Origin of the sequence: Anoxybacillus tengchongensis, from assembly GCF_014201585.1 — a bacterium.
Lineage (GTDB): Bacteria > Bacillota > Bacilli > Bacillales > Anoxybacillaceae > Anoxybacillus > Anoxybacillus tengchongensis.
The window spans coordinates 45,055-69,919 of sequence record NZ_JACHES010000007.1; the positions used below are offsets into that span (position 1 = coordinate 45,055).

The following is a 24,865-nucleotide window of genomic DNA, read 5'->3' on the forward strand; positions in this document are numbered from 1 at the left end:
AATGGAAAAAGAGTTCGATGAGAAAGCAAAAGAAGCGTTAACCGCGCTGTTTGAACAGTTTTGGATTGTTCGGGAAAAAGAGCCGGAACTTTTTCAAAAAATACGGGAACGTGAAAAAGTGTTAAAGCGGTATGTGCAAGAGAAATTCGGCTATCGGCTCATTGTCCACCGCTATTTTGCTAAGCTCGAAAAAATACCAGCGGAGCCAGAAGCGTGGATGGGAATGGAGTCGTTTCAAGAACCGCTCGACTACGCGTTATTTTGTTGCTTGTTAGCATATTTAGAAGGAAAAGCGGTCGAAGAAAAATTTTTATTGTCTGATGTATGTGAAGAAATAAAAGCGATGTATCCAGGCGAAACGGCGCTCGACTGGACGAACTACCAACATCGGCGCGCGTTAATTCGCGTCTTAAAAACAGCCGAGCAAATCGGGATTATACATCACGTCGACGGGGAAGTTGAGGCGTTTGCCAACCAAGAAGACGAAGAAGCGTTGTATGAAGTTCCTGTACTGTCCCGCTATTTTATGAGGTCCTATCCGAAAGACTTCATTCAATATGAAACGATCGAGCAGCTGCTTGAAGAAGAATGGAAAGCAGCGCCGGACGACTACCGCCGCCACTTTATTTATCGGCAGCTCTTTTTATCTCCTGTTGTATATCGCCGGCAAAAAGACGACCCAAACTTTTATTATTTGCGCAACTTCCGCCACCGATTGCGTGATGATATCGAGGCGCATACCGATTTTCGCTACGAACTATATAAAAATGCCGCCTTGCTGACGATTCCAGAACGGCAACATGTGTATACGTTATTTCCAGATCAAAAGGGAACGTCGGATATTATCCTTCATTTTGCCTCTGTCGTTCGCGCTCATTTGGACAACTATCCACCGGATGAATACGGGCAAATCCACATGACGATGTCCGATTTTCAGCAGCTGCTTCACCGGTGCAGCGAGCAGTATGGCGAAGGCTGGAGCAAAACGTATCGTGAAATGACGACGGCACAGCTCGCCTCCGAACTTCTTTCTGCTTTAAAAGACTGGAAGATGGCAGAATATGAACAGGAAACGGGCATGGTCGTGCTTTATCCGCTGCTTGGACGGCTTGTCGGTCAATATCCAGACGACTTTACAACGAAAGGAAGAGACGATGATGACAAATAAATGGGTGCTTCATCGCGCGGGATTAATTAATTTTTGGTATTACGACGAACAATATTTCGAGTTTGCAGACGGCAAGTTGTTGTTGCGCGGGACGAACGGCTCTGGGAAGTCAGTAACGATGCAAAGCTTGCTTCCTGTCTTATTGGACGGAAAAAAAACGCCCGACCGGCTGGACCCGTTCGGTTCTCGGGCACGAAAAATGGAAGATTACTTGCTTGGCGAAAAGGAAATTGTCGATCGCGATGAGCGGACAGGCTATTTATTTTTAGAATATAAGCGAATGCAGACGGAACAATACGTAACGACAGGGATTGGCTTACGGGCAAAGCGGCAAAAAAATATGGACTTTTGGGGATTCGTCGTTTTTGATAACCGCCGCATCGGCCGCGATTTATTTTTATATAAAACAGAAAAATCAGCGGACGGAACGGAAAAAATCCCGCTCACCAAACGCGAACTAGCAAATGTACTTGGCAACGGCGGAACGGTCGTTGATTCGCAAAAAGAATATATGGAGCTCGTCAATAAGCACGTTTTCCGATTTGAATCGATGGAGGCGTTTCAAGAATTAATTGAGCTGTTGATTCAATTGCGTAGCCCGAAGCTATCGAAAGATTTTAAGCCGACGGTTATTTACGAAATTTTAGAAAGCTCGCTTCCGGCGTTGACAGATGACGAGTTGCGCCATTTATCGGAAACGATTGAAAATATGGACCAAACGAAACAGCAGCTAGAGCAGCTAGAGCGCGATGAGCAATCACTAAAACGGCTTTGTGCGCAATATCGAGCGTATAACGAGTATATGATCGCGGAAAAAGCAAGCGAATGGATAAAGGCTGACAAACAAGTGAAGCGGCTAGCAGAAGAAGAAAAGCAATGGCTTGCGGAGGAACAGGAAAAGCAAGCGCACCTTGTCAATTTGAGCGAATACATTCAAACGCTTGCAAACGAACAGGACGTATTGCATCAACGAGAATTAGAGTTAGCGAGCCACGAAGTGTTTCAAGCGGCGAAAGAATATGAGCGAGTCCAACAAGAAATACGCGACATTCATGACAAGCACCAAAAACTATTGCGGCAAATCGATGAAAAAGAGCAGCTCGAACGCCGCTATAAGCGCCAGTTAGAAGAAGACGAAGACCGGCGGTACCAGACGGAAAAGCAACTCACGCAGCAAGTAGAAGACTTACGGCATGATGCGATGGAAAGTTCCTTCTCTGCCCATGCTCTTAACGAAGCGGACTTTGCTCGACAGCGCCAAACGAAATTTGACTTTACCGTCTGGAAGCGAGAAGGGCAAGAATACGTTGAAAAACTAGAACAAACGATTGCGCTTTGGCGACGCCATGACGAAATGAAGGCGCGCTATGAAGAAACGAGTAAAGAGGCAGGGGAGCTGCAGCGGGAAGTAGACGAATTGCGCCATGAAGAAGCGAAATGGCTCGAACTGTTAGAAAACGAAAAAGCGCGTTTCCAACAAGAAGTATTTCGCTGGCTCGAACAATGCCAAGACCAAGACGTTTCCGTACCGGAACCCTCTGTCCAACTATTTTTACAGCGCCTTCACGAACTATACGAAACGTATCACGTCGATGAGATGAAGCAACCGTTTACGGAAGCGTATTACGAAGCACTCAATCGAAAAAACGAAGAAAAAATGAAGCAAAAGCATACGTGCACGTTATTAGAAGAAAAAATTGCCTCAAAAGAAGCCGAATGGAACCAATGGAAAACGCAAAAAGACCCCGAGCTCACGCGCGATGAACAAACGATCGCTGCGCGGGCGGAGCTAGATGAGAAAGGGATTGCTTTTGTCCCGTTTTATGCAGGGGTGGAATTTCAAGACCATGTACCAGAACCGCTTCGGGAGCGGATTGAATCGGCATTGTATCATGCAGGGCTACTTGATGCGTTAATTACAGAAACCGATGTCGAAGTAACGTGTGACCGAGTGATTGTTCCACGCCCCGTCGAACTGGCGCATACATTGGCAGACTATTTGCAGCCGGATGTAGATGAAGGATGCAAAGTATCCAAAACGCGCATTAACGAAGTACTTCAAAGCATCGTTCTTGCCGATGGAGAAATGGACGGAACGTTTATGCTTCATGAAGAAGGGCGTTATACGCTCGGCTTAATCAAAGGGCATGCCCCGGCGCGGGAAAAAGCGTTGTTTATCGGACGCACTGCCCGCAAGCGTTGGCGGCTAGAAAAGATCGCCGCACTCGAAGCAGAACTCCACGAACTTCGCGCCCAGCTTCATGAGGAAACCGACATGCTAAAACAGCTCGATCAGACGATTGCGCAAATAACCCGCTGGTTTCGTGCCTTTCCAACCGACCGCGACATGCGCGCAGCCTTTGAAGAACGGGAAAAAACGAAGCGAATGATAATAAGCAAACAACGCGAATGGGAAAAGAAAAACGAAAAGTTAGCCCAGCTTGCCCGCGATTGGCAACAAGCAAAACAAACGTTGCGCGAGCAAACCGAGGGGCTCGATTTAGAGTTTTCCAAAGACGGCTATGAACAGGCGCTTGTTTTTATGAAATCGTATATGCGCGGGCTTCATGAATTGCAAATGATCCATCGGGAGTTTCTCCATTTGCTTGACATGATTCACCATCGGACAGAGCAGTTAGAAACGTTGCAACAAGAGATCGACGAAACGAAAGGCGAACGGCATATGCTCGCAAAAGAGCAGCAAAAACTCGAACTGAAACGGCAAGAAATCGAGCGGACGCTGCAACTAATGGGCGCAGAAGAAGTTCAAGCGGAAATTCAGCGCGTCCGCGACCGGTTGGCATTTTTGCAGCGAGAAATGCCAGCGAAAATGAACGAGCGCATTGCGCTAGAGCATGAGCTGAAAGCCATTCGTGAAAAATGCGCGCAGCTTTCGGTGAAAGAAACGTTCGCGAAGCGGCTAGCGGAGGCGTGGAAGCGGTCGTTTGCGCGAGAGCTTTCCCTTGAGCTTGTAGAGCTTCACGGTTCTGATTGGTTGGAAAAAGCAAAAGAAGCGATGCAGCAATACGGGGCGCTAGCGAAAGAAGCTCGAACGTCGCTTGTGAACCGATTAAATAGCGTCTTTTTCCAAGAGTCGGCGAATTTAACGGAATACCGGCTCAACCAAGAGCCCGTCGCAGCTGAGGAGGACAATTTGTTTACGGATATCGAGCTAGACGAAGAAATGGAATTAAAAGTCTCCGGATGGAGAGAAAAGCAAGACCGCATCGTCCTTTTGCTTGATTATAAAGGGCAGCGCGTATCACCATTTTATGTATTGCGTGAAATCGAGAACGACATTTTCTTGCAGCGGGAATATATGAAAGAGCAAGACCGCGAATTGTATGAAGAAATTATTTTAAAAACGATCGGTCGAATTTTGCGCAGCCGCATTCAACGGGCGGAGCGTTGGGTAAAAGATATGAATGAACTAATGCAGCAGCTCGACACGTCTTCCGGGCTTGTGTTGTTTATTCAATGGAAGCCGCGCACCGCGGAAACGGAAGAAGAGATGGATACGAAAGAGCTTGTCGAGTTGTTGCGGATGAACTCGCGGCTATTAAAAGAGGAAGATTTGCAGCGAGTGACGAAACATTTCCGCTCGAAAATTCATCGGGCGCGCGAATTGCTAGAAGAGCGCGGCCAAGGCAATACGCTCCACCAAATTATTAAAGAAGTATTAGACTATCGGAAATGGTTTTCGTTTACCCTTTATTACCAAAAAACGAATGAACCGAAACGGGAGTTGACGAACCAACGTTTCTATCAATTTAGCGGCGGGGAGAAAGCGATGGCGATGTATATTCCTTTGTTTGCCGCGACGTATTCGCGCTATCAAGAAGCAGCAGACGATGCGCCGTACATTATTTCGTTGGATGAAGCGTTCGCGGGGGTAGACGAAAATAATATTCGCAATATGTTCGGGCTTGTCGAGCAGCTTGGGTTTAACTATGTGATGAACTCGCAAGCGCTCTGGGGCGATTATGATACCGTTCCGGCGCTATCGATTTGCGAACTCGTTCGTCCGAAAAATGCTTCGTTCGTGACGGTCATTCGCTATTATTGGAACGGAAAAGTAAAGCAGCTTGTCGTCGAGGATGCAAGAAAGGGTGAGATCATTGAACCGATTAGATGAGGCGGTGCAATTTTTTCGCGGTGAACGTTCGTTTCACCGCCTTTTTTGCGAAATGAAAAAGAAATACGAATCGCTTGGCCGCATTGGGGGTACGATTTCCGTTTCGTCTTTTTCGGCGGAGGAAAAGGAAGCGATCGCGTCGTTTTTTGGCAAAGAAATGAGCCGCGTGTCGCTCGCGGCGTTTGAACAACAGCTTGCGAATACAAGGTTTGCTGGCATTTCTCTCGTGGAGTTGCTGTCATGCTATTTTGGCGAACCGCTTGTGACGAAAAAAGAACAGCAGATAGAAGCAGAGCGCGAAAAAGAAGCGTATTTTGCACGACTTATAAGTATGTATCGGGCACAGCGCGATTGGTTGATGGCGGTAGAAAAACAGCGGTTTGTGCAATTAGCGTATCAACAAAACCATCACGCGTTAGAGGCGGCGCTTTCTGCTGTTTGCCGCGCGCTCGAACAGCTTCCGTCCACCTACGTTCGCTTGCCCGTTTTTGCGCAAAAAGTAGCGAACGACCCACATACGTTTGATTTGCATACGCTTGCGGGGAAGCTATTGCTTTCGGCGCTGCAATTTTATGCGGATACCGAATACGACCTTTCGTCGGTAGAAGACGTGAACGAACTGTTGCAGTCGTACCGGCTGTTGCGGGAAGATGTATTAAACTTTGTGACATGCGCTGGCGTGATGGCAGAAACAGAGAAAGGCCGCCATCCTGTTTTCGCTGCCGCATGTAAAACGAATATGGCGCTAAATGTTCCGCTGCGGGAAGTGATGCCGCTAGTGCGGGCGTATCCGTCCGTAGGCAACAACGTCTTTGTCGTCGAAAATGCCGGCGTGTTTTCGACGCTATTAGACGCGAACGTGCCGCTCATCAGCACAAATGGTCAATTGAATTTAGCGACGATATGGCTGCTTGATTTACTCGTAAAAGAAGGGGTTACCCTTTATTATTCGGGCGATTTTGACCCAGAAGGATTAAAAATGGCGCAGCGCCTTGCTGAACGATACGCTTCATCTGTTCGGCTTTGGCATTACGACTATTCTGATTATTTGGCGACAAAACCGACCGTTCTGTTGCCGGGCGAGCGCTTAGCGAAATTGCAATCGGTGACGCTTCATGACTTGCAAGCAGTAAAACAAGAAATGTTGCGGCGGAAAAAAGCAGGATACCAAGAGGCGCTTGTGGAACAGTTGAGGAGGGAGGTGGAGGGATATGTTGATTTTATTTGAATTGTTGATTTTGTTGGAGTTTTGGTAGTAAAATAATTTTAACAGGAGGTGGGAAAAGTGACACGTGCCATCGACCGAGAACAAGAACATATGTGGGATAGTGTGTACATTCTTTCGCAAATTAATAGTGAAAAGGCGAAAGCTGTATTTAAAGCAGCAATTGAAAAATCTTTTTGGCAACTAGGGATTACGCTCCCTGTTTTTTCAACCATTCGCTTTTCATTGCCAAATGAGGAGCACCTTTCCTTGCTTCGGGACATCGAAAAGAAAATGCGAGAGGCTTATACAACGAAAGAACAGGAGAAGGCGTATGAATATTTAGTGGATTATATTGAACAACTGTCCGAAATAGCGGAAGGGGATTCGCTGAATGTTCGCAAAAAATTGCTTGTTTCCCTGTTAAGTGAAAGTGCTAAATTAAACAATAAAATAAAAAACTACCAGCTACCAACCTCTATCGTTTCATTTCCATCTAGACAGACTGCTATTGCTTATTACACGACGACTGAAGTAGCGAAAAAGCTCGGGTTAAGTGACCAAACGATTCGGCGAATGTGTGAAACTGGAAGATTCCCGGGGGCATATAAAACAGATGGCGGTCATTGGAGAATTCCACAAGACATTTTTGTTACAACGCCAGAACAAGATGACCGTGCAGAGCAAATCCTACACCAAATCGATAGAAAGAACCAAGAGGCAGGGGATGTAGATGAATTTAATCTATGATTCCCTGCGTCCCCCTAAAGTATTGATCGATACGACCGTTTTATGCGGTGCGTTGCGAGTCGATGGAATCAACCGAAAGATTCTTAAAGCGGCTCGTTTCCCACATTTCTTTCAGCCAGTCATATCACGTGTTTGTTTATTTGAGTTTGTTAGAAATGCTTTCCAAGGACTTGGAAAAGGAGATAAGATGGTTATATACACTCTGCAAGAAATCGAAGCATTTTTAAACGAATTTTTATGTCCAATCTTTCGGTACTATACAAACCTTCCTGTTAATAGCTTAGTTGGTCGGTATAGTGTTGAAACAATCATGCAAGAGAATCGTCCGATTGGAGAAGTATTGGTCGAGTTAAGCGGATGCGATCACGAAACTGCTAAGCAGATTATTACTTCGCAAGAAATGTCTGAGCCACTTTATCGTTTTGATCAAGAAGACTTTCATGTTTGGATAACAGCTATTCAAGAGGAATGTGATTACATACTTACGACCAATTATCGGCGATTTCCAGCCCAGATTGGATCGATTAAGCGCATTCATCCGAGGGAGTTTTATAGGTATTTATCTGATATGGAATATGTATTTAAAGAGAGGGAAAGCGATGAATGACATTGTGCAAAAACAGAAGCGGTATTTTCGCACAGGGGCGACGCTTTCGTTGTCTTTTCGGCTTGCGCAGCTTGCTCGTTTGAAAGAAACGATTCAAGCGCATGAGCAAGCAATCATCGATACACTAGCAAAAGAACTGCATAAATCGCCGTTGGAAGCATATACCACAGAAATCGGGATCGTGTATGAAGAAATCCATTTTATCACGAAGCGACTGAGCGATTGGATGAAGCCACAACGTGTGCCGACGCCGTTGACGCACTTTGGGTCAAAAAGTTACATATATCCAGAGCCATATGGGGTCACTTTAATTATCTCGCCATGGAATTATCCGTTTCAGCTTGCGATGAGTCCGCTTATCGGCGCGATTGCGACAGGAAATTGTGCGGTAGTGAAGCCGTCTGAATATACGCCGGCGATGTCGGCATTGTTAAAAACAATAGTTTCCGAAGCGTTTCCGGAAGAGTATGTTACTGTCGTAGAGGGCGGTGCGGACGTCAGCCAGCAGCTGCTTGATTTACGCTTTGACCATATTTTTTTCACCGGAAGCGTGCCGGTTGGAAAAATCGTCATGGCAGCGGCAGCGAAACATTTAACGCCTGTCACGCTGGAACTTGGCGGAAAAAGCCCAGTGATCGTCGACGCCTCCGCGCATATTGATTTAGCTGCCAAACGAATCGTATGGGGAAAATTTTTAAACGCTGGGCAAACGTGTATTGCGCCTGATTATGTGCTCGTTCATATTTCGGTGAAATCTTTGTTGATTGAGCGAATGAAGCAGTATATAGAACAGTTATACGGTGATAAAGATGCGTATAGTCGTATTGTTACTGTTCGTCATGCTGAACGGCTCGTTCGTTTTTTAACAAATGGTATCGTTGTACATGGTGGAACGTATGACATTGAGCAACGTTGGATCGAGCCGACGTTGCTAGAGGATGTGACGTGGGAAGATGACATTATGAAAGAAGAAATTTTTGGACCGATATTGCCGCTCGTTACGTTTAAGACAATGGATGAAGCAATCCAAATGATCAACGATTACGAAAAGCCACTTGCGCTTTATTTGTTTTCAGAAGATCGCGATGTGCAACAACAAGTATTACAACAAGTTAGTTTTGGTGGAGGATGTATTAACGACACGATCATGCACATCGCCAGCCCACATCTACCATTCGGCGGCGTTGGACAAAGCGGAATTGGTGCATACCATGGAAAAGCAAGTTTTGATGCATTTACTCATTACAAAAGTGTGCTCAAACAGACAACGAAATTTGATATTCCTTTGCGTTATCCAAACTTTCCACATGCGCTCAAATGGGTGCGGAAGTTATTGAGATGAAAAAATGTTCCCAACGGGGTACTTTTTGTTTTTGGTTAATAAATTTGAACAAATTTCGAAAAAAATTTAACGAAAATGTGACACATTTTCAAACGAACATCCTATTTCTTTTTTCATTTCCATGTATTATACAAAAAACAACGCTTTTCTCGCTTATTTTTTAAAGTTGAGAAAAGCTTTTTTCTTTTTGTCAATGATTTTGCTTTTTATTTTCCCCTCAATGCAGTTTCTTCCTTCCTTTTTTCGTCACAATTATTTTTACAATACATGTTAAAATCATTTCAATAGTGTTAATACTACAAAGTTAATAAATTTCGTTCGTTACTCATTTATCGAGATGCTCAATGAATCACAATTTTTGTTGAGGTGAAGAAAGATGAAGCGTTTGTTTTCCTTATTAGTAGCTGGATTGCTTCCGCTCCTTGGAGGCTGTGAGATGGTCGTTTTTCAACCACAAGGACCAGCTGCACGAAGCATTACGGAGTTGATTAACTGGTCGATTTGGTGGATGCTTCTTGTCGTTGTCGTTGTATTTGCTTTGTTCGCTTATATCGTATGGAAATATCGCGATCGACCTGAGCGAAAGGGAGAGGAGCCGCCTGAGGAACACGGAAGTACGGTGCTTGAAATTGTATGGACGGTGATTCCGATTTTAATCGTTATTGCATTAACGATTCCAACAGTTAGAACGTTATACGATTTAGAAAAACCACCGAAAGGGTACGAAGATCAAGAGCCACTTGTCATTCATGTCACGTCGGCAGATTGGAAATGGATTTTTAGCTACCCGGAACAAAATATTGAAACAGTAAACTATGTCAATATTCCGGCAAACCGACTTGTATTATTTAAAATGACTTCCGCATCGACAATGCAGTCGTTTTGGGTACCGGCATTAGCTGGGCAAAAATATACGATGAACAAAATGGAAACGGAATTGTACGTTGTTGCGGAGCGCCCAGGATCGTATGAAGGACGAAATACGAACTTTAATGGACGTGGGTATGCGCATATGCAGTTTGAAGTGTTAGCGCAAACGCCAAAAGAGTTTGAAAAATGGGTGCAAGAAGTAAAACAAAAGGCACCGAAATTAACGAAAGAAAAATATGAGGAATTATTGTTGCCGACACATTTAGGACGGTTAACATTTATAGGTACACATTTACAATGGGTGAATCATGCGGATGCACATTCCAAGACGTACACAAACCCAGAGCTATATCGTGGCCATGGGTATCAAGGAAAAACTTTTACTGATGAAGACAACTATAAATCTAGTTCATCATCCAATTGTAACGAAGAAGATGAACAACAAGCTTTAGAGAGTGATAGCGGAGGTGAACATCATGGGCATTAAGTGGAATGAAATGCTTGTTGGGGGAGACCCGCTTCTTGTCGGTTCACAAATTGCGATCGTACTAACTGTCGTTGCGATTGTTGTTGGATTAACGTACTTTAAAAAATGGGGTTGGCTATGGCGCGAATGGCTAACGACCGTCGACCATAAAAAGATCGGGATTATGTACATTTTATCTGGTGTACTTATGTTTTTCCGCGGTGGAATGGACGGCTTGTTAATGAAGGCGCAAACGGCTCGACCAGAAATGAGCTTTTTAGATGCGCAGCATTACAACGAAATTTTTACAACGCATGGCGTGATTATGATTTTGTTTATGGCGATGCCATTTTTGATCGGCTTAATGAACGTTGTTGTCCCTTTGCAAATTGGAGCGCGCGATGTCGCGTTTCCGCAGTTGAACGCACTTAGTTTTTGGTTATTTTTTAGCGGAGCGATGTTATTTAACATTTCGTTCGTTGTTGGTGGCTCACCAGATGCAGGGTGGACATCGTATTTCCCGCTAGCTGGAAAAGAGTTTAGTCCAGGAATCGGAAACAACTACTATGCGATTGCGTTGCAAATTGCAGGGCTCGGTACGTTAATGACGGGGATTAACTTTATCGTCACAATTTTAAAAATGCGTGCCCCAGGCATGACATTAATGAAAATGCCGATGTTTACGTGGACGACGTTGATTACGTCCATTATCATCGTTGCCGCATTTCCGATTTTCACCGTTGCATTAGCGTTAATGACGTTTGATCGCTTGTACGGAACACATTTCTTTACGCTTTCTTCAGGCGGAAGCGATATGCTTTGGGCAAACTTGTTCTGGCTTTGGGGCCATCCGGAAGTATATATTGTTATTTTGCCGGCGTTTGGAATTTTCTCTGAAGTCATTGCAACGTTTTCACGTAAAACGTTGTATGGATATACATCGATGGTCATTTCTATTGTTGGTATTGCATTTTTAAGTATGATCGTATGGGTGCACCATTTTTACACGATGGATGCAGGGCCTGCGGTAAACTCATTTTTCTCGATTACAACGATGTTAATTGCCGTTCCGACCGGGGTGAAAATTTTCAACTGGCTGTTTACGATGCGAAAAGGACGCATTCAATTTACAACTGCGATGTTATGGGCGCTTGCCTTCGTGCCAAACTTTGTCATTGGTGGAGTGACCGGCGTCATGTTGGCGATGGCAGCAGCAGACTTTCAATACCATAACACGTTATTTTTAGTCGCACACTTCCATTACGTATTAATTCCAGGTGTTGTGTTTGCGGTATTTGCAGGATTGTATTATTGGTGGCCAAAAATGTTTGGCTTTATGTTAAATGAAAAGCTTGGAAAATATCATTTTTGGCTATTTACAATCGGATTTAACGTGACGTTTATGCCGATGTTTTTCCTTGGCTTAAAAGGAGCCGTTCGTCGCGCTTATACGTATTCAGCAGAATCCGGCTTTGCGCCACTTTTCCTTGTATCTGCGATCGGCTCGATTATTTTAGCGATCGGTTTTGCGGTATTTTGTTATAACATTTATTGGAGCTTCCGTTATGCGAAGCGCAATGTGTCCCACGATCCATGGGATGCACGTACGCTTGAATGGATGACGGCATCGCCAGTACAGTTTTATAACTTTGCGGTCGTGCCAGAAGTGAAACAATTAGATGCGTTTTGGCATATGAAAAAACGTGGGGAAACGCTCACATTAAAAGAAAGCGACATCAAGAAAATTCATATGCCAAGCAACTCCGGATTGCCGTTTTATATGGCGGTTGTGTTTGGAATTACAGGTTTCTTCCTCGTCTTTGAAGCACATATCGCGGCAGCTGTTGCGGCAATTGGAATTGTCGTTGGGCTTATTATCCGTTCGTTTGATTACAATGACGGCTATTACGTAAGCGTCGATGAAATTAAGCAAACCGAACGAACGTGGAGAAATGTAGAAGGGGGGACGGAAAACCATGTCGGCTAACGTCAATCATTCGCTTCCACTTGAATATCAAACTGAGCAAAACCGATTAAATATTTTAGGGTTTTGGATTTTTCTTGGAGCAGAAATTGTGCTATTTGCGACGTTGTTTGCCGTCTATGGCGTGTTAGGTCACCGCTATGCCGGTGGCCCAACGCCAAGCGACATCTTTAAGCTGAATGATGTGCTCATTGAAACGTTATTGTTGTTGACAAGTAGCTTTACATGTGGTTTGGCAGTCTTTTTTATGCGACAACGTAATATGAAGCAACTGCTCGTTTGGTTTGTCATTACCCTTTTGTTAGGGGCGGGCTTTTTGTTTATGGAAATTCGTGAGTTTATTCATTACGTGCATGAAGGGGCAACGATGCAAACGAGCGCGTTTTTATCAAGCTTTTTCGTGTTGCTTGGTACGCACGGTGCGCACGTGACGTTCGGGATCATTTGGGCAGTGATGCTTATTATTCAGCTCCTTCAACGCGGTTTGACGCCAGTTACTGCAAGAAAAATGTTTATCATTAGTTTATACTGGCATTTCCTTGATGTCGTCTGGATTTTCATTTTCACATTTGTGTATTTAAAAGGGATGGTGGGGTAAATGGAGCATAAAAGCAAATATCCCGTTAGCCACGTTGTTGGATTTTTATTTTCGCTCATTTTAACATTCGTTGCAGTATTTGTGGCGTTGAAAATGAACGTATCGTATACAATTGTTATGTGGATTATCGGTTCACTGGCCATCATTCAAGCTGGATTGCAACTATTTATGTTTATGCACGTGACAGAAGGAGAAGACGGAAAAACAAACGTCATTAATATGGCTTATGCGGTGTTTGTCGCGATCGTCATTGTCGCAGGGTCGATTTGGGTATTAACATCCGGACATGCCGCGCATTAACATAAAACCCCTCGCTTAACTTTTGCGAGGGGTTGCTTTTATTTTTGTAATTAGTGTTTGAATCCAAAGTGGGAAGCGAACAGTAAAGCTAATGATTAATACGATGAGAACAAGAATAGCTGCAGATTTTTGAGCGATTTCTGTTGCATCTGGTACGAGTGCTTCGGATTGTACGTACCATAAGTGAACAGGAAGTGTACCACCTTGCGATAACAAGTTGAAATCCCACATAAAGCCAGATGTCGATGTTCCCCCTGCTAAAATAATGATGGCAGATTCACCAAATGCACGACATGCAACGAGGCTAATACCCGTTAAAATTCCGTTTAGCGCAGCAGGAAGGACAACTTTTAATATTGTTTGCGACTTTGTCGCCCCAAGAGCGAGAGATGCTTCTCGAATGTCTTGCGGCACGGCTTGGATAGCTTCTTCTGTGACGCGGGCTAGTACGGGTAAATTTAATAAAGCAAGCGTAACTGCAGCACCAATGATCGTCAAGCCAATACCGACATATTCGACAAACAATACATAGCCAAACAAACCGAAAACGATCGAAGGAACAGATGCTAAACTTTCAACAGACGTGCGCACAAATTCTGTAAAACGATTGTTCGGCGCATATTCTGCGAGAAAAATGCCGGCTCCAATGCCAATAGGCAATGAAAGGATGAGAGATAAAATAAGAACGTAAAAAGAATTGAATAAAAATGGTCCGACACCGCCGCCAGCTTCTAGTTCGTTCGGTAATGTGAATAAAAAATCAAGCGATAGTTTCGGCAGTCCTTTCCCTAAGATTGTGTATAGCAATCCGATAATTAAAATAAATGTTGATACTGTAATCATGCCAACGAACATATGAAATAAGCGATTTGTGTAAATGGCGCTTGCGATTGCTTTACGATGACTATGAAACAATGACTCTCTCATTATGTTACTCTCCCTTTGGACGAAGTTGACGAATAATAATAATTAATACAAGAGAAATAAACAACAATAAAAACGCCATCATATATAATGCATAGTTCCATGTTGAATCAAATTGAACGTTTGTAATTTGCATCACGATGTTGCTCGTTAACACTGATGTTGGCGTAAGTAGATCCCAGCCGAACTGTGCAGTATTTCCAATGACCATCACAACAGCCATCGTTTCACCGATTGCCCGTGTCATACCTAAAATAATTGCCGTTAAAATGCCTGGGCGAGCGGCAGGAAGAACGATACGTGTAATCACTTGAAGTTTTGTGCTTCCAAGTGCATAGCCTGCTTCGCGCAAATGTTGTGGCACTGCGCAAATGGCGTCATCGCTAATACGAGCAACAGTCGGTAAAACCATCATCGTTAACACGAGAGCAGCAGCGAAGAAACCATCGCCAACAAGCGTGCCCGTTGTCTCACGAATGAATGGAATTAAGATTGTTAAACCTAAAAATCCATATACGATGGAAGGAATGCCGACTAGCAAATCTAACATTGGACGCATAATATTTTTTAGCCAATTTGGCGCCATTTCAGCAATAAAAATAGCAATAGCTAAAGCAATCGGCGTGCACATGATCAACGTTAAAAATGTTAAATATAACGTCCCAGCAATAAAAACAGCTGCCCCATATTTTTCTTCAAACGGCTCCCACGTAGCGGAAAAAAAGAACTCTTTCCACGAGACGTCTTTAAAGACGAGAAACCCCGTTTGGCTAATAAAAATGACGATCGAAAAAAGAGCAACACCTAAAGAGAGCGCACTTACTAAACAAGCGTAGCGAAAGGCGTTATTTTTCATATACTTCATGCGCCATTGTTTTGTTTTCATTTGCTCATGTTGGATGCGAACATGTTCCGCAGGTAACGCCATATTGTTTCCTCCTCGTTCATCATATAAAAGACAGCCCCCTCATAAAGGAGGCTGCAAATATGTTATTTTTTCATTGCTGTAATTGGGATGAATTTTAATTTTTTCAACGAACCTTGTTGGAACTTTTTGCTTTGGATAAAGTCGATAAATGCTTTATTTGCTCCAGTAGCAGGACCTTTTGTTAGCAAGTAGCCATAGCCCCAAACAGGATATTTTCCGTTCATGACGTTTGTTACTGTTGCCTCTACACCGTTGTATGAGACGGCTTTAATGTTTCCTTTAATGTACGCAAGGTCTGTATAACCAATTGCGTTTGGTGTAGTTTCCACCGCTTTAATCATGTTTCCGTTTGAAGATACTTCTTTATAGTTTTCTCCTTGTGTCATAAATGAAGAGCCTTTTAATGCTTTCAATTGATAGTTTACACGCGTTCCTGAACCGTGTGCGCGGTTGACGACAATAATTGGTTCATCTTTTCCGCCAACTTCTTTCCAGTTTTTAATTTTTCCTGCAAAAATATCTTGTAATTGTTTCGTTGTTAAATTTTTTACAGGATTATCTTTATGAACGATCGTTGCAAATGGAATAACCGCAATCGGGTAGGCGTTTAAACCTTGAAATGCACTAAAGCCAGGTACAGGTTTCGTTGCATCCCAGTCACAAGCACCGATTGTTGCTGAACCTTTTGAAACAGATTGTGGTCCAACGATAGATGATGTACCGGATACAGAGATTGCTACTTTTGGATTTGCCTTTTTAAATTCTTTCGCTGCTTGTTGGGTTAGTGGAAGCAATGCTGATGAGCCAGCAACGACAATTTTACCCGTTTGTTGAGCAGCTTCTGTTTTTTCTGTTACTGTAAGCGAAGAGCCGAATAATAAGCTAGAAGATAATGCGACAAGAGAGAACTTTTTAATAAAAGATTTTAAATTCATGATTTTCACCTCTTACAAAATTTATTTTGTAATATCAATTAATCGATTGTTTATGATAACAGCAATTTTTTCTCCTTCATCTGTTGGAATAGTTACAGCGATGTCATTACTGAATGGAGAAGGAGAAATAGATGTTATTGTTGTTTTTGTATTAAAAATGCGTGTCCATTGTGCTTGTGGTGCTGTAGCACGATAAATGGAATAAGATCCGTTTTTCTCTTCTACTAACACAAATACGATATTTCCTTTTGTTGCAACGTAAGTAATGTTCATGTTTGTTGCCATGCTTTGTTCTGTGCCAGCAACAATGGCTTTTAATACAGGAAGCGTGCTTTCATCGTCTGGATTAGCACTTAAATAAACAATCGTATCGCCAGCAAAGGACGAGAATGTTTTATTATTTGTATCTGTTGTTACAGCTGTTATTTTTTTATCCGCCGTTGTTAAATCAACAACATATAATTGTGGTTCTGTGCCCGTTGTGTCGATTGTATCAATTTCTGTTTTCGAGTCATCTGTATAGTTTGCCTTTGCTTCTTTTGCGGCTGTGTATATAATTTTTTTTCCGTCAGCCGATAGACGAAGGTCAGATTTGTATTTCACTTTATCGTTAACGATTTCTGTTATCGCACCTGTTTGAACATTTATAGAAGCGATAATATCACTACTACTTCCTTTAAAGAAGTAAATGAGCGAACCATCTGGTGACCATGTCAGTTCTACTTTTATATCATCATCTGTACCGACAGGCATCGTTTTCTTTGTTGCTAGGTCGACAATGAATAATTGACCGTTATCGTCTACGTATGCACCTTTTTTCTTATCTGGTGATAACGCAAGATCTCCACTTGCGATTGTTGCGATGACTTTGCGAGATGGAACATGTACAATGTTTGACACAGGTTCATCGTTTTCGTTTGTGACGATCATGTATTCGTTGCTTAACCATTGAGGATTAAAGTTTGTTCCTTTTAAAAATCCGTTTGTCGCGATAAATAACGGACTTCCATGCTCGATTTCGCCACCTAATTTTGTTAAGACACCGTGCAAGTCAGCGTAGAAGTTTCCATTTACTTTGACTACGGATGAACCTTGTTGATGAAGAAGAAGAGTAGCTTTTTTACTTTTTCCGCTTAATGTGATAGATTTTGTTTTTCCATCGACATTCATTGCGACCCCGAACGCTTTTGCGATATCAGAGAGAGAATAAAGTGTTTTTTGTCCCATCGCTATAGCATTTAACTGAGTCGGTTGTCCATCAACTGCAACGGTTACTTTTTTTGTTTGTACATTTCCGTTTGTCGAAAGAAGAATAGGGCTAGCATTTGTTTGTAACTGTCCTCCGAACGCTTGAACGATCGTCACAGCTGGGACGTATAAGACGTTGTTTACCGTTTTAGGTGCTACGTTCATCGTTACTTTTTTACCATTAATGACGGCAACTTTGTCATTCGCTTTTACTTGAACAACTGTTCCTTTTTTCGTTAGCTTGTACATTTTTGTTTTTTTGTCGTGGGAATATGTAGCCCCGAGTAATTTGGCGATTTCAGGAGTAGCTACAATCCAGTTTCCACCAGAAACGGTCGTCGCAGAAATAGAAACTACCGTCCCGTTTACACTCCAGTTTGTTTTTTGGATAGTTTGTTTTTGGACAGCCTTTGCTTCTGCTTTCCATTCGGTCGCGGGAATAAGCGGAGAAGCGAGGACAGCTGATGCGATCAGCGTATGTGCGAGCACTTTCTTCACGGACATTTTTTTCCCTCCTAGGTTTGTATATCAACAACGCCTATTATAGAAGGGCAATGTTAACCTTGTTTAATATTTTTGTAGACTTTGTAAATACAATGTTTGATTTTTTAGAAATTTATATTAATGAATTGTAAAGAAATGTATGTCTCGTAATTTATCACATTCTTGTTATAATGAAAAAGAATAGGGAGGAGGGATGGGTATGCGTATATATGATGAAACATTAAAAAAGTTGTTTATCAATTATACGATTGGTTCGATTTTAGCCGTTGTCGGCGTTGGGAGCACGCTAATGGTAATGGCGCTGAACATTCGGCAAGTAGACTTACTCATGTTGTTGCTTATTCAATTTTTTTCTTTTTGTATTATGTTGTTTATCGAATATCGTGCCTTTCAAAAAGATATTTACCCAATTCGTCTCGTTTTTTCTGAAACGAAAGTAACAGAAGAACAGTTTTATTGGGCGCTGGTTCAAGCAAAAAGATTTCCGCTACTTACAGTCAAGCGGATTGCGCTCCCACATTTTTTAGGACTTTCGATTCCAGCTGTTGCGATGACACTTTCACTTATTTTTATCGATGTGCTGCACATTCCGTATATGTATGTTGTTTATGCTTTATTTGGTGCATTGCTTATTGCGATGCTTCATGCGATGATTGAGTTTTTTTTAACGTTGCGCACGATGCGTCCGCTTATTCATGAGATGATGCAAATAGGGCGAATGCACGGATTTCATGAAGCGATCCGAGCGACAAACGTCGTATATGTGCCGATGAAAGTAAAAATTGGGTTAAGTGTGTTATTTATCGGCATTTTCCCGGTTTTATTATTTGTGTTAGCGACTGAAGTGAAATGGTTTGCTGAAGGGAAAAACACGTTCTCAGGTTATTGGACGTGGACGATTGTCGTATTAGTCATCTCCATTTTGTTCTCTTTATTTGCGGCCCGTGTCTTGTCTGAAGATGTGGAACGAAGCATTGAAGATTTGCTTCAATACATGAGTCGCGTACAAAAAAAAGAATACGAATTGATGTGCGATAATGTTTATATTGATGAATTTTCCGAGCTCACAAACGGCTTTAACCATATGGTCGATGCGATCGTTGAACGAGATGAGAAAAATAAGCAGTTATTAAATAGTTTTATTTCAGTTATGACAACCGCGCTTGATGCGCGCGATGAATATACAGCTGGTCATTCGCAGCGCGTTGCCGTATATGCTGTAGAAATTGGTAAACGGTTAGGGATGACAGTTGAGCAACTTACGCGTTTATATCGTTCTGCTATTTTGCATGATATCGGAAAAATCGGTATCCCTGATCATATCTTATTGAAAGACGGAAAGTTGACTGATGACGAATTTGCATGGATTAAAAAACATCCGATACTTGGTGAAAATATTATTCGCCAAGTACAGCCGATTGAAGAAGTACAAGATTTACTCCCAGGTATTCGGTCGCATCATGAACGAATAGACGGAAAAGGGTATCCAGATGGTTTAAGAGGGGAGGACATTCCACTATTTGGACGCATTATTGCGGTGGCAGATGCGTTTGATGCGATGACATCTGACCGTCCATACCGAAAAGGGATGAACGTAGAAAAAGCGATTTCGATTTTGTTAGAAGGTCGAGGAACGCAATGGGATGCCCAAATGGTCGATTGTTTTATCGCATTTTTACAAGAGAGAGAACAAGAAAAAGTGAGTTAGATGCCTGTATGATGGCATCTATTTTTGTTTGTAGGTGATATACTAAAAGAAAAAGGATGTGAGATTGTGAAACGATTAATCGTAGCGTTTATCATTTTACTTGCTGGTTGTACAGCTCAACAAGATCAAGCGAATGTCAAAAAGCTTGAACAAACGATTGAAAAACAGCAAACGACCATTGAACAACTACAAAAGAAAAATAAACAGCTTCAACAAGAAAATGAGCAATTAAAAAGCCAGGTAAATCAAGTTAATCCGTCCTCTCTTTTATCTGTTGCTTTAGATGTCGTGAATGCGCTAAAAAATCACGATATGAATACGCTCGCAGCTTACGTCCACTCCACAGCTGGCGTACGTTTCAGTCCGTATGGTCATATTGATGTCCAACATGATTTACAGTTTTCAGCATCTCAACTTCCTTCCCTTTGGTCCTCAACCCAAGTATATCAATGGGGAGTGTATGACGGTTCAGGTGATCCAATTCAGCTAACTTTCCAAAACTATTTCGACCGCTTCGTCTATGATGTTGATTTTGCTAATCCGCATATGATCGGCAACAATGTTGTTGTCGGGGCAGGGAATATGATTAATAACGTTCAGCAAGTATATGCCAACAGCTCTTTTGTTGAATTTCATTTTACGGGCTTTGACCCACAATATAGCGGCATGGATTGGCGGAGTTTGCGTCTTGTTTTTGAACAAGAGAGCGGTCAGTGGAAACTTGTTGGAATTATTCATGATGAATGGACGACATAAAATATACAAAAGGTGTCCGGATAGGGACACCTTTTGTATTACTCACCTTTTAATTGCTTTAACTGCTGCTCGACTTCCGCATCAAATGATTGAGGGGGCATCGTTTGAATGACAGAGCGAGCTTTTGCTTCTGCTTCAAGTAACATCACTTTTTCTTCCATGCGTGCAAAACCTTTCACGATATGGTCGTAACGGAAAGAAGCAATGGCTTCGTCCATTTGTTTCATCGTTTCCGCCACATAAAAGCGTGTCATGAGTTGCATTTGTTTCAATTTTAATTGCTCGTACGTTTCGTACAATTGTTTCACTTTTTCTGTTAAAATGGTTGTTTTTTCTTTTAATGTGTTGTATTGTTGCGTATATAGTTCTACTTTTTTTTCATAGGCGATTTTTTCTTGAAGGGCCATCTTTGCGATTGGCTCTTCATTTTTTTCAACGGCTAGTTTTGCTTGGCGAGCTCGTTTTTCGATCATTTCTTTCGCATCTGCGATGAGACGCTCATATTTTTGTTCTAGCACAAATTGTTGTGCTAATGCTTGTTGTGCTTGTTCAAGTTGTTCTTCTAGTTCACGAATGTATTGTTTTGTCATGCGAATAGGGTCTTCGCATTTGTCAATGATGTCATGCAAGTCAGCGAGGACGACATGTTTCACACGTTTCAAAATGCCCATTTATTTTTCCTCCTTTTGTATTGTTTTTTCCCATTCATCTAAAAAGCTATGGTTTTGAATTGGTGAGACAAATGGTTCAAATTCAGGTGTCGGCTTCGTTTTGTCTCTCAGTAAAACGTACGCTGCAATGATCGCTAAAACGGCAAGCAACGCTTTTGGTAAAAGCGCAACGAGACCAATCGCCATCAGCGCACCGCCAATCCATTTACCGGGACCTTTCGTCGCTTTCCAAATAACCCATCCGATGACCAGAAATGCGAGTTGAATGAGGAAAGACATCCATCCGAACATCGGCATGCTGTGTGGTCGCATCATTTGTGGACCATGGTGACCGAATGCTCGATGATGTTTTCCCATTTCCATCATGTGTGCTTCTGGCATGCGTCCGCTCCAACCGATGTGCATGAAATAGGTGGCCATGTGCGCCAATATGGCGACAACGATCACCCCGCCTAACAAGAAGAAAATGGTCCGCTTTTTCAATTTTTCCACCTCCTTTGTCATTTACAATTTGAATTGTACAAGCGAAAAGAGAAAATTAGGTGAAAAAGAAAAAAACGTGCCACATTTGTGCACGTTAATGAGGAAAGATGACAGTGAATGTCGTTCCTTTGCCCACTTCACTTTGTACTTGAATGTTTCCCTCGTGTGCTTCGACAATCCATTTTGCGATGGAAAGCCCAAGTCCGTGTCCGCCAATTTGTCGCGTTCGCGCTTTGTCCGCACGATAAAAACGATCAAAAATGCGCGGAAGATGTTCGGGGGCAATGCCAATACCTGTATCAGCAACAGATATCGTCACTACTTTCCGTTGTTTTATGACATGTTGAGCTAGTGAAAGGGAAACCGTCCCGCCTTCGGGTGTATATTTGATCGCATTATCAAGCAAAATGTATAACAGTTGCGTACATTTATCAGCGTCCCCAACAAATTCAATTTGTTCAGGGGCATGAAAATGAAGGACGATGTGTTTTTTGTTTGCGAGTTCTTGTAACGATTGTAACGTACGTTCTGCACATGCCCGCAAATCAAACGGTTTTTTTTCAATTTGGATTTTCGCATCGTCTGTGCGCGCAAGGGTGAGAAGATCGTTAATGAGTTTTGTCATTCGTTTCGTTTCGTCTCCTAGACGTTCAATCGTTTTTCGGCTAAACTCATCGGACGTTAATGACATATCCATTTTTAACGCCTCAACAGAAGAAAAAATGACGCTAAGCGGCGTCCGCAATTCATGAGAAGCATCCGCCACAAATTGACGTTGGCGATTGTAAGCATCTTGAATGGGGACGAGCGCCCGTCTTGACATGAAATAACTAAAAGCAACGGCCACCACAATAAATAAAACTCCGAGCCCTAATAAAATCAATGTAGACCATTTCAGCAAACGAAACATGCTTGTGACATCCATGCCGACATATAAAACCCCGACGAGCTGCTGATCAACAATCACCGGGCGAGCGACAGTTAATATTTTTAATGCATCCGCACGGAATCGTTTTAACTCATGGCGATGATGAGGGATGACGAGGTCAACATATTTTAATTCGTTTTTTTCTGGCGTCCACGGTTGAAGCGTCGAAAGAAGGAGTGGACGCAATCCTTTATTTACTTCATCTCCCATCATCAATCGTCCGCGCGTATCAATGACGTAAAAAAACAGTTGATCTTCACTTAAAAATATGACGTTTTGATCGGTAGACCAGCCGATCAACGACTGTTCTTCTAGCATGTTTTGAATCGTTTGACCTTCTTGTTCGGCGAGCGTGCGAATACGCCGTTCAAGATCATTTGTGATCGTAGCATGAATAAAAAAAGAAACAACCGCAATAAAAATCGCTAAAAAAGCGATCAAAATGCCACTATATGTGACAGTTAAATGCCATTGTGTACGACGAAACATATCAGAATGATGGAAAAAGGAGCGAATGCTATTTTTCAATGGTATATCCCACCCCACGCACCGTTTTAATCAGCTGTTGCTGTTCATCGCCAATTTTTTTACGCAACAACTTCACGGTTGCATCAATTGTTTTCATCGACACATCGGCATCATATCCCCAAATGCGGTCAAGAATGATATCGCGCGTTAGAACGCGTCCTCTATTTTGCAATAATAAATCAAGTAGTTGAAATTCACGTGGAGTTAATATAATTTGCTGTCCGTTTTTCATCAATGTATGACTTGTCCGATTCACTTCAAATGCTCCCCAGCGGACAATTTCTTCTTGAATCGGTGCAAACGTGCGCCGCGATAACGCTTTAAGTCGCGCCATGAGCTCATCAATTTCAAACGGCTTTACTAAGTAATCATCTGCTCCTGCTTCTAATCCTTCCACGCGATCTTGTACGGCATCTTTTGCGGTTAACATTAAAATCGCTCCGTGATAACCGTTTTTTCTTAAACGTTGACATACGCTAACTCCATCGCCATTTGGTAACATCCAATCTAAAATAATGACGTCATAAAACGAGGCGAGAGCATAATCGTAAGCGTCCTCTCCTTCTTGTACCCAGTCAACATGTTCCACTCCTTTTTTCTTCAATAAATGGACGATTAGTTCACCTAAATGTATATCATCTTCTGCAAGCAACACTTTCATCCTTATCACCTTTTTTTCTTTCATCATATCAAATGTTGATGAAAAACGGGTGAAAACATCATAAATGAACAAGAAAGGGGAAATATAAAATAGTGAAAACGATATCAATATGACAAGTTTGTGAAAAAGGTTGCAAAATTTTTATATACCCCTTATAGTATATATCGTAATACCTACATGGGTATATAAAGGGGGATACGATGAAAAAATTATATTTTTTCCCACAAAAATATTTACTTGTTAGTGTTCCAGCAACACTGTTGCTCGGATTTATCGTTGGAACGTTTGTCGATACAAGTTTTTTGAAGTCCACGATTTTATTTGCGACAATCGTCATGATTTATGCAACGATGGTTGGTTTTAAATGGAAGGAATTAACACATCTAAAAGAAAAGAAAATATTATTTGCTTCTATTGTTATTAACTTTGTTATGATTCCATTTGTTGCTTTTCTCATCGGAAAGACATTATTGCACGATCATCCGATTATGTTTGCGGGACTTGCGTTATCGGCATTGCTGCCAACAAGTGGTATGACGATCTCTTGGACGGCTATTCAAAAAGGGAATATGACGGCAGCAGTAAAGTTGACCGTATTTGGTTTAATTCTCGGTTCGTTACTAACACCATGGTATTTGCTTGTGATGGTCGGAAAATACGTCGATATTAACGTCATGGAAACGTTCCGAACGATTTTGCTCGTTGTGTTTGTACCGATGATTCTTGGACATCTTACATTTAAATGGTTAATGAAAACATATACACCAGAACAATTTCAAAAACAAGTGAAGCCAAACTTTGCACCTTTAAGTATTTGGGGTATGTTGTATGTTGTATTTGTCAGCATTAGCATGCGAGCAAAAATGATTGTATCGAACTTACAACTCATCGTTATCGCATTGGCCGTATTGTTACTTTTCTATTTTATTAACTATGTGATTAGCACATTTGTGGCGAAACAGTTTTTTAACCGTGAAGACGGAATTGCACTTGTTAATGGAACAGTTTTACGTAATTTATCTATTGCAATTGGCTTAGCTGCAACATCTTTTGGTGCGGAAGCAGCGCTCATTGTTACTCTCGCTTTTATCGTTCAGCAACAGTCCATTGCTTACTATGGAAAAATAGCAAGTAAATATTGGTTTAAGCAATAAAACAACTAAGAAA

The 24,865-nt window shown here is 42.2% G+C and carries 21 protein-coding genes; 13 read left to right on the forward strand and 8 right to left on the reverse strand.

The features are described 5' to 3' along the window. Position 1 precedes the first annotated feature (1 nt). The 10 genes from HNQ82_RS08905 to qoxD all read left to right on the forward strand — a co-directional run bounded on the left by HNQ82_RS08905 (position 2) and on the right by qoxD (position 13,424). On the forward strand, positions 2 to 1,168 hold the full coding sequence (locus HNQ82_RS08905) for a TIGR02678 family protein (protein ID WP_183248954.1): 1,167 nt from the start codon (positions 2 to 4) through the stop codon (positions 1,166 to 1,168). Beyond that, entirely contained in the window at positions 1,158 to 5,303 is a 4,146-nt protein-coding gene (locus HNQ82_RS08910) for a TIGR02680 family protein (protein ID WP_183248956.1), read from the forward strand. Before HNQ82_RS08905 ends, HNQ82_RS08910 begins: the two co-directional genes overlap by 11 nt. Further along, entirely contained in the window at positions 5,287 to 6,531 is a 1,245-nt protein-coding gene (locus tag HNQ82_RS08915; RefSeq protein ID WP_183248957.1) for a TIGR02679 family protein, read from the forward strand. Before HNQ82_RS08910 ends, HNQ82_RS08915 begins: the two co-directional genes overlap by 17 nt. A gap of 57 nt (positions 6,532 to 6,588) precedes the next feature. Beyond that, complete coding sequence (locus HNQ82_RS08920) at positions 6,589 to 7,257, forward strand: helix-turn-helix domain-containing protein (RefSeq protein WP_183248960.1); 669 nt, start codon at positions 6,589 to 6,591, stop codon at positions 7,255 to 7,257. Next, positions 7,241 to 7,864: a PIN domain-containing protein gene (locus tag HNQ82_RS08925; protein ID WP_183248962.1), complete on the forward strand. Its 624-nt coding sequence runs from the start codon at positions 7,241 to 7,243 to the stop codon at positions 7,862 to 7,864. The genes HNQ82_RS08920 and HNQ82_RS08925 overlap by 17 nt, the downstream gene beginning before the upstream one ends. Beyond that, a complete protein-coding gene (locus tag HNQ82_RS08930; RefSeq protein ID WP_246348966.1) occupies positions 7,857 to 9,206 on the forward strand; it encodes an aldehyde dehydrogenase in 1,350 nt (449 codons plus the stop codon). Before HNQ82_RS08925 ends, HNQ82_RS08930 begins: the two co-directional genes overlap by 8 nt. A 376-nt stretch (positions 9,207 to 9,582) precedes the next feature. Continuing rightward, on the forward strand, positions 9,583 to 10,563 hold the full coding sequence (gene qoxA, locus HNQ82_RS08935; protein WP_183248966.1) for a cytochrome aa3 quinol oxidase subunit II: 981 nt from the start codon (positions 9,583 to 9,585) through the stop codon (positions 10,561 to 10,563). Then, entirely contained in the window at positions 10,553 to 12,529 is a 1,977-nt protein-coding gene (gene qoxB / locus HNQ82_RS08940) for a cytochrome aa3 quinol oxidase subunit I (RefSeq protein ID WP_183248968.1), read from the forward strand. The genes qoxA and qoxB overlap by 11 nt, the downstream gene beginning before the upstream one ends. After that, positions 12,519 to 13,124, forward strand: coding sequence for a cytochrome aa3 quinol oxidase subunit III (qoxC, locus tag HNQ82_RS08945; protein ID WP_032100978.1), 606 nt, complete (start codon positions 12,519 to 12,521; stop codon positions 13,122 to 13,124). Before qoxB ends, qoxC begins: the two co-directional genes overlap by 11 nt. Next, complete coding sequence (gene qoxD / locus HNQ82_RS08950; protein WP_032100979.1) at positions 13,125 to 13,424, forward strand: cytochrome aa3 quinol oxidase subunit IV; 300 nt, start codon at positions 13,125 to 13,127, stop codon at positions 13,422 to 13,424. 15 nt (positions 13,425 to 13,439) lie between these two features. Here the strand turns inward: qoxD and pstA are convergent, their stop codons facing one another. The 4 genes from pstA to HNQ82_RS08970 all read right to left on the reverse strand — a co-directional run bounded on the left by pstA (position 13,440) and on the right by HNQ82_RS08970 (position 17,963). Beyond that, positions 13,440 to 14,279, reverse strand: coding sequence for a phosphate ABC transporter permease PstA (gene pstA / locus HNQ82_RS08955; protein ID WP_425486270.1), 840 nt, complete (start codon positions 14,277 to 14,279; stop codon positions 13,440 to 13,442). A 76-nt stretch (positions 14,280 to 14,355) separates the two neighbouring features. Continuing rightward, positions 14,356 to 15,276: a phosphate ABC transporter permease subunit PstC gene (gene pstC / locus HNQ82_RS08960; protein WP_183248970.1), complete on the reverse strand. Its 921-nt coding sequence runs from the start codon at positions 15,274 to 15,276 to the stop codon at positions 14,356 to 14,358. Positions 15,277 to 15,338: 62 nt separating this feature from the next. Beyond that, positions 15,339 to 16,211, reverse strand: coding sequence for a phosphate ABC transporter substrate-binding protein (locus HNQ82_RS08965; RefSeq protein WP_183248972.1), 873 nt, complete (start codon positions 16,209 to 16,211; stop codon positions 15,339 to 15,341). A 21-nt stretch (positions 16,212 to 16,232) separates the two neighbouring features. Next, positions 16,233 to 17,963, reverse strand: coding sequence for a stalk domain-containing protein (locus HNQ82_RS08970; RefSeq protein ID WP_183248974.1), 1,731 nt, complete (start codon positions 17,961 to 17,963; stop codon positions 16,233 to 16,235). A gap of 199 nt (positions 17,964 to 18,162) precedes the next feature. Between HNQ82_RS08970 and HNQ82_RS08975 the strand changes: the two genes are divergently transcribed. Beyond that, entirely contained in the window at positions 18,163 to 19,671 is a 1,509-nt protein-coding gene (locus tag HNQ82_RS08975) for an HD domain-containing phosphohydrolase (protein ID WP_183248977.1), read from the forward strand. Positions 19,672 to 19,737: 66 nt separating this feature from the next. Then, positions 19,738 to 20,427: a hypothetical protein gene (locus tag HNQ82_RS08980; protein WP_343053469.1), complete on the forward strand. Its 690-nt coding sequence runs from the start codon at positions 19,738 to 19,740 to the stop codon at positions 20,425 to 20,427. Positions 20,428 to 20,465: 38 nt separating this feature from the next. Here the strand turns inward: HNQ82_RS08980 and HNQ82_RS08985 are convergent, their stop codons facing one another. From HNQ82_RS08985 to HNQ82_RS09000, 4 genes are all read right to left on the reverse strand, one after another. Next, positions 20,466 to 21,098, reverse strand: a complete 633-nt coding sequence (locus HNQ82_RS08985) for a PspA/IM30 family protein (RefSeq protein WP_183248979.1) — start codon at positions 21,096 to 21,098, stop codon at positions 20,466 to 20,468. Then, positions 21,099 to 21,590, reverse strand: a complete 492-nt coding sequence (locus tag HNQ82_RS08990; RefSeq protein ID WP_343053470.1) for a hypothetical protein — start codon at positions 21,588 to 21,590, stop codon at positions 21,099 to 21,101. An 85-nt stretch (positions 21,591 to 21,675) separates the two neighbouring features. Next, positions 21,676 to 23,037, reverse strand: a complete 1,362-nt coding sequence (locus HNQ82_RS08995; protein WP_183248983.1) for a sensor histidine kinase — start codon at positions 23,035 to 23,037, stop codon at positions 21,676 to 21,678. Continuing rightward, a complete protein-coding gene (locus HNQ82_RS09000; RefSeq protein WP_183248985.1) occupies positions 23,027 to 23,698 on the reverse strand; it encodes a response regulator transcription factor in 672 nt (223 codons plus the stop codon). Before HNQ82_RS09000 ends, HNQ82_RS08995 begins: the two co-directional genes overlap by 11 nt. A 200-nt stretch (positions 23,699 to 23,898) precedes the next feature. Between HNQ82_RS09000 and HNQ82_RS09005 the strand changes: the two genes are divergently transcribed. Then, complete coding sequence (locus HNQ82_RS09005) at positions 23,899 to 24,852, forward strand: arsenic resistance protein (RefSeq protein WP_183248988.1); 954 nt, start codon at positions 23,899 to 23,901, stop codon at positions 24,850 to 24,852. The last annotated feature ends 13 nt before the right edge of the window (positions 24,853 to 24,865 follow it).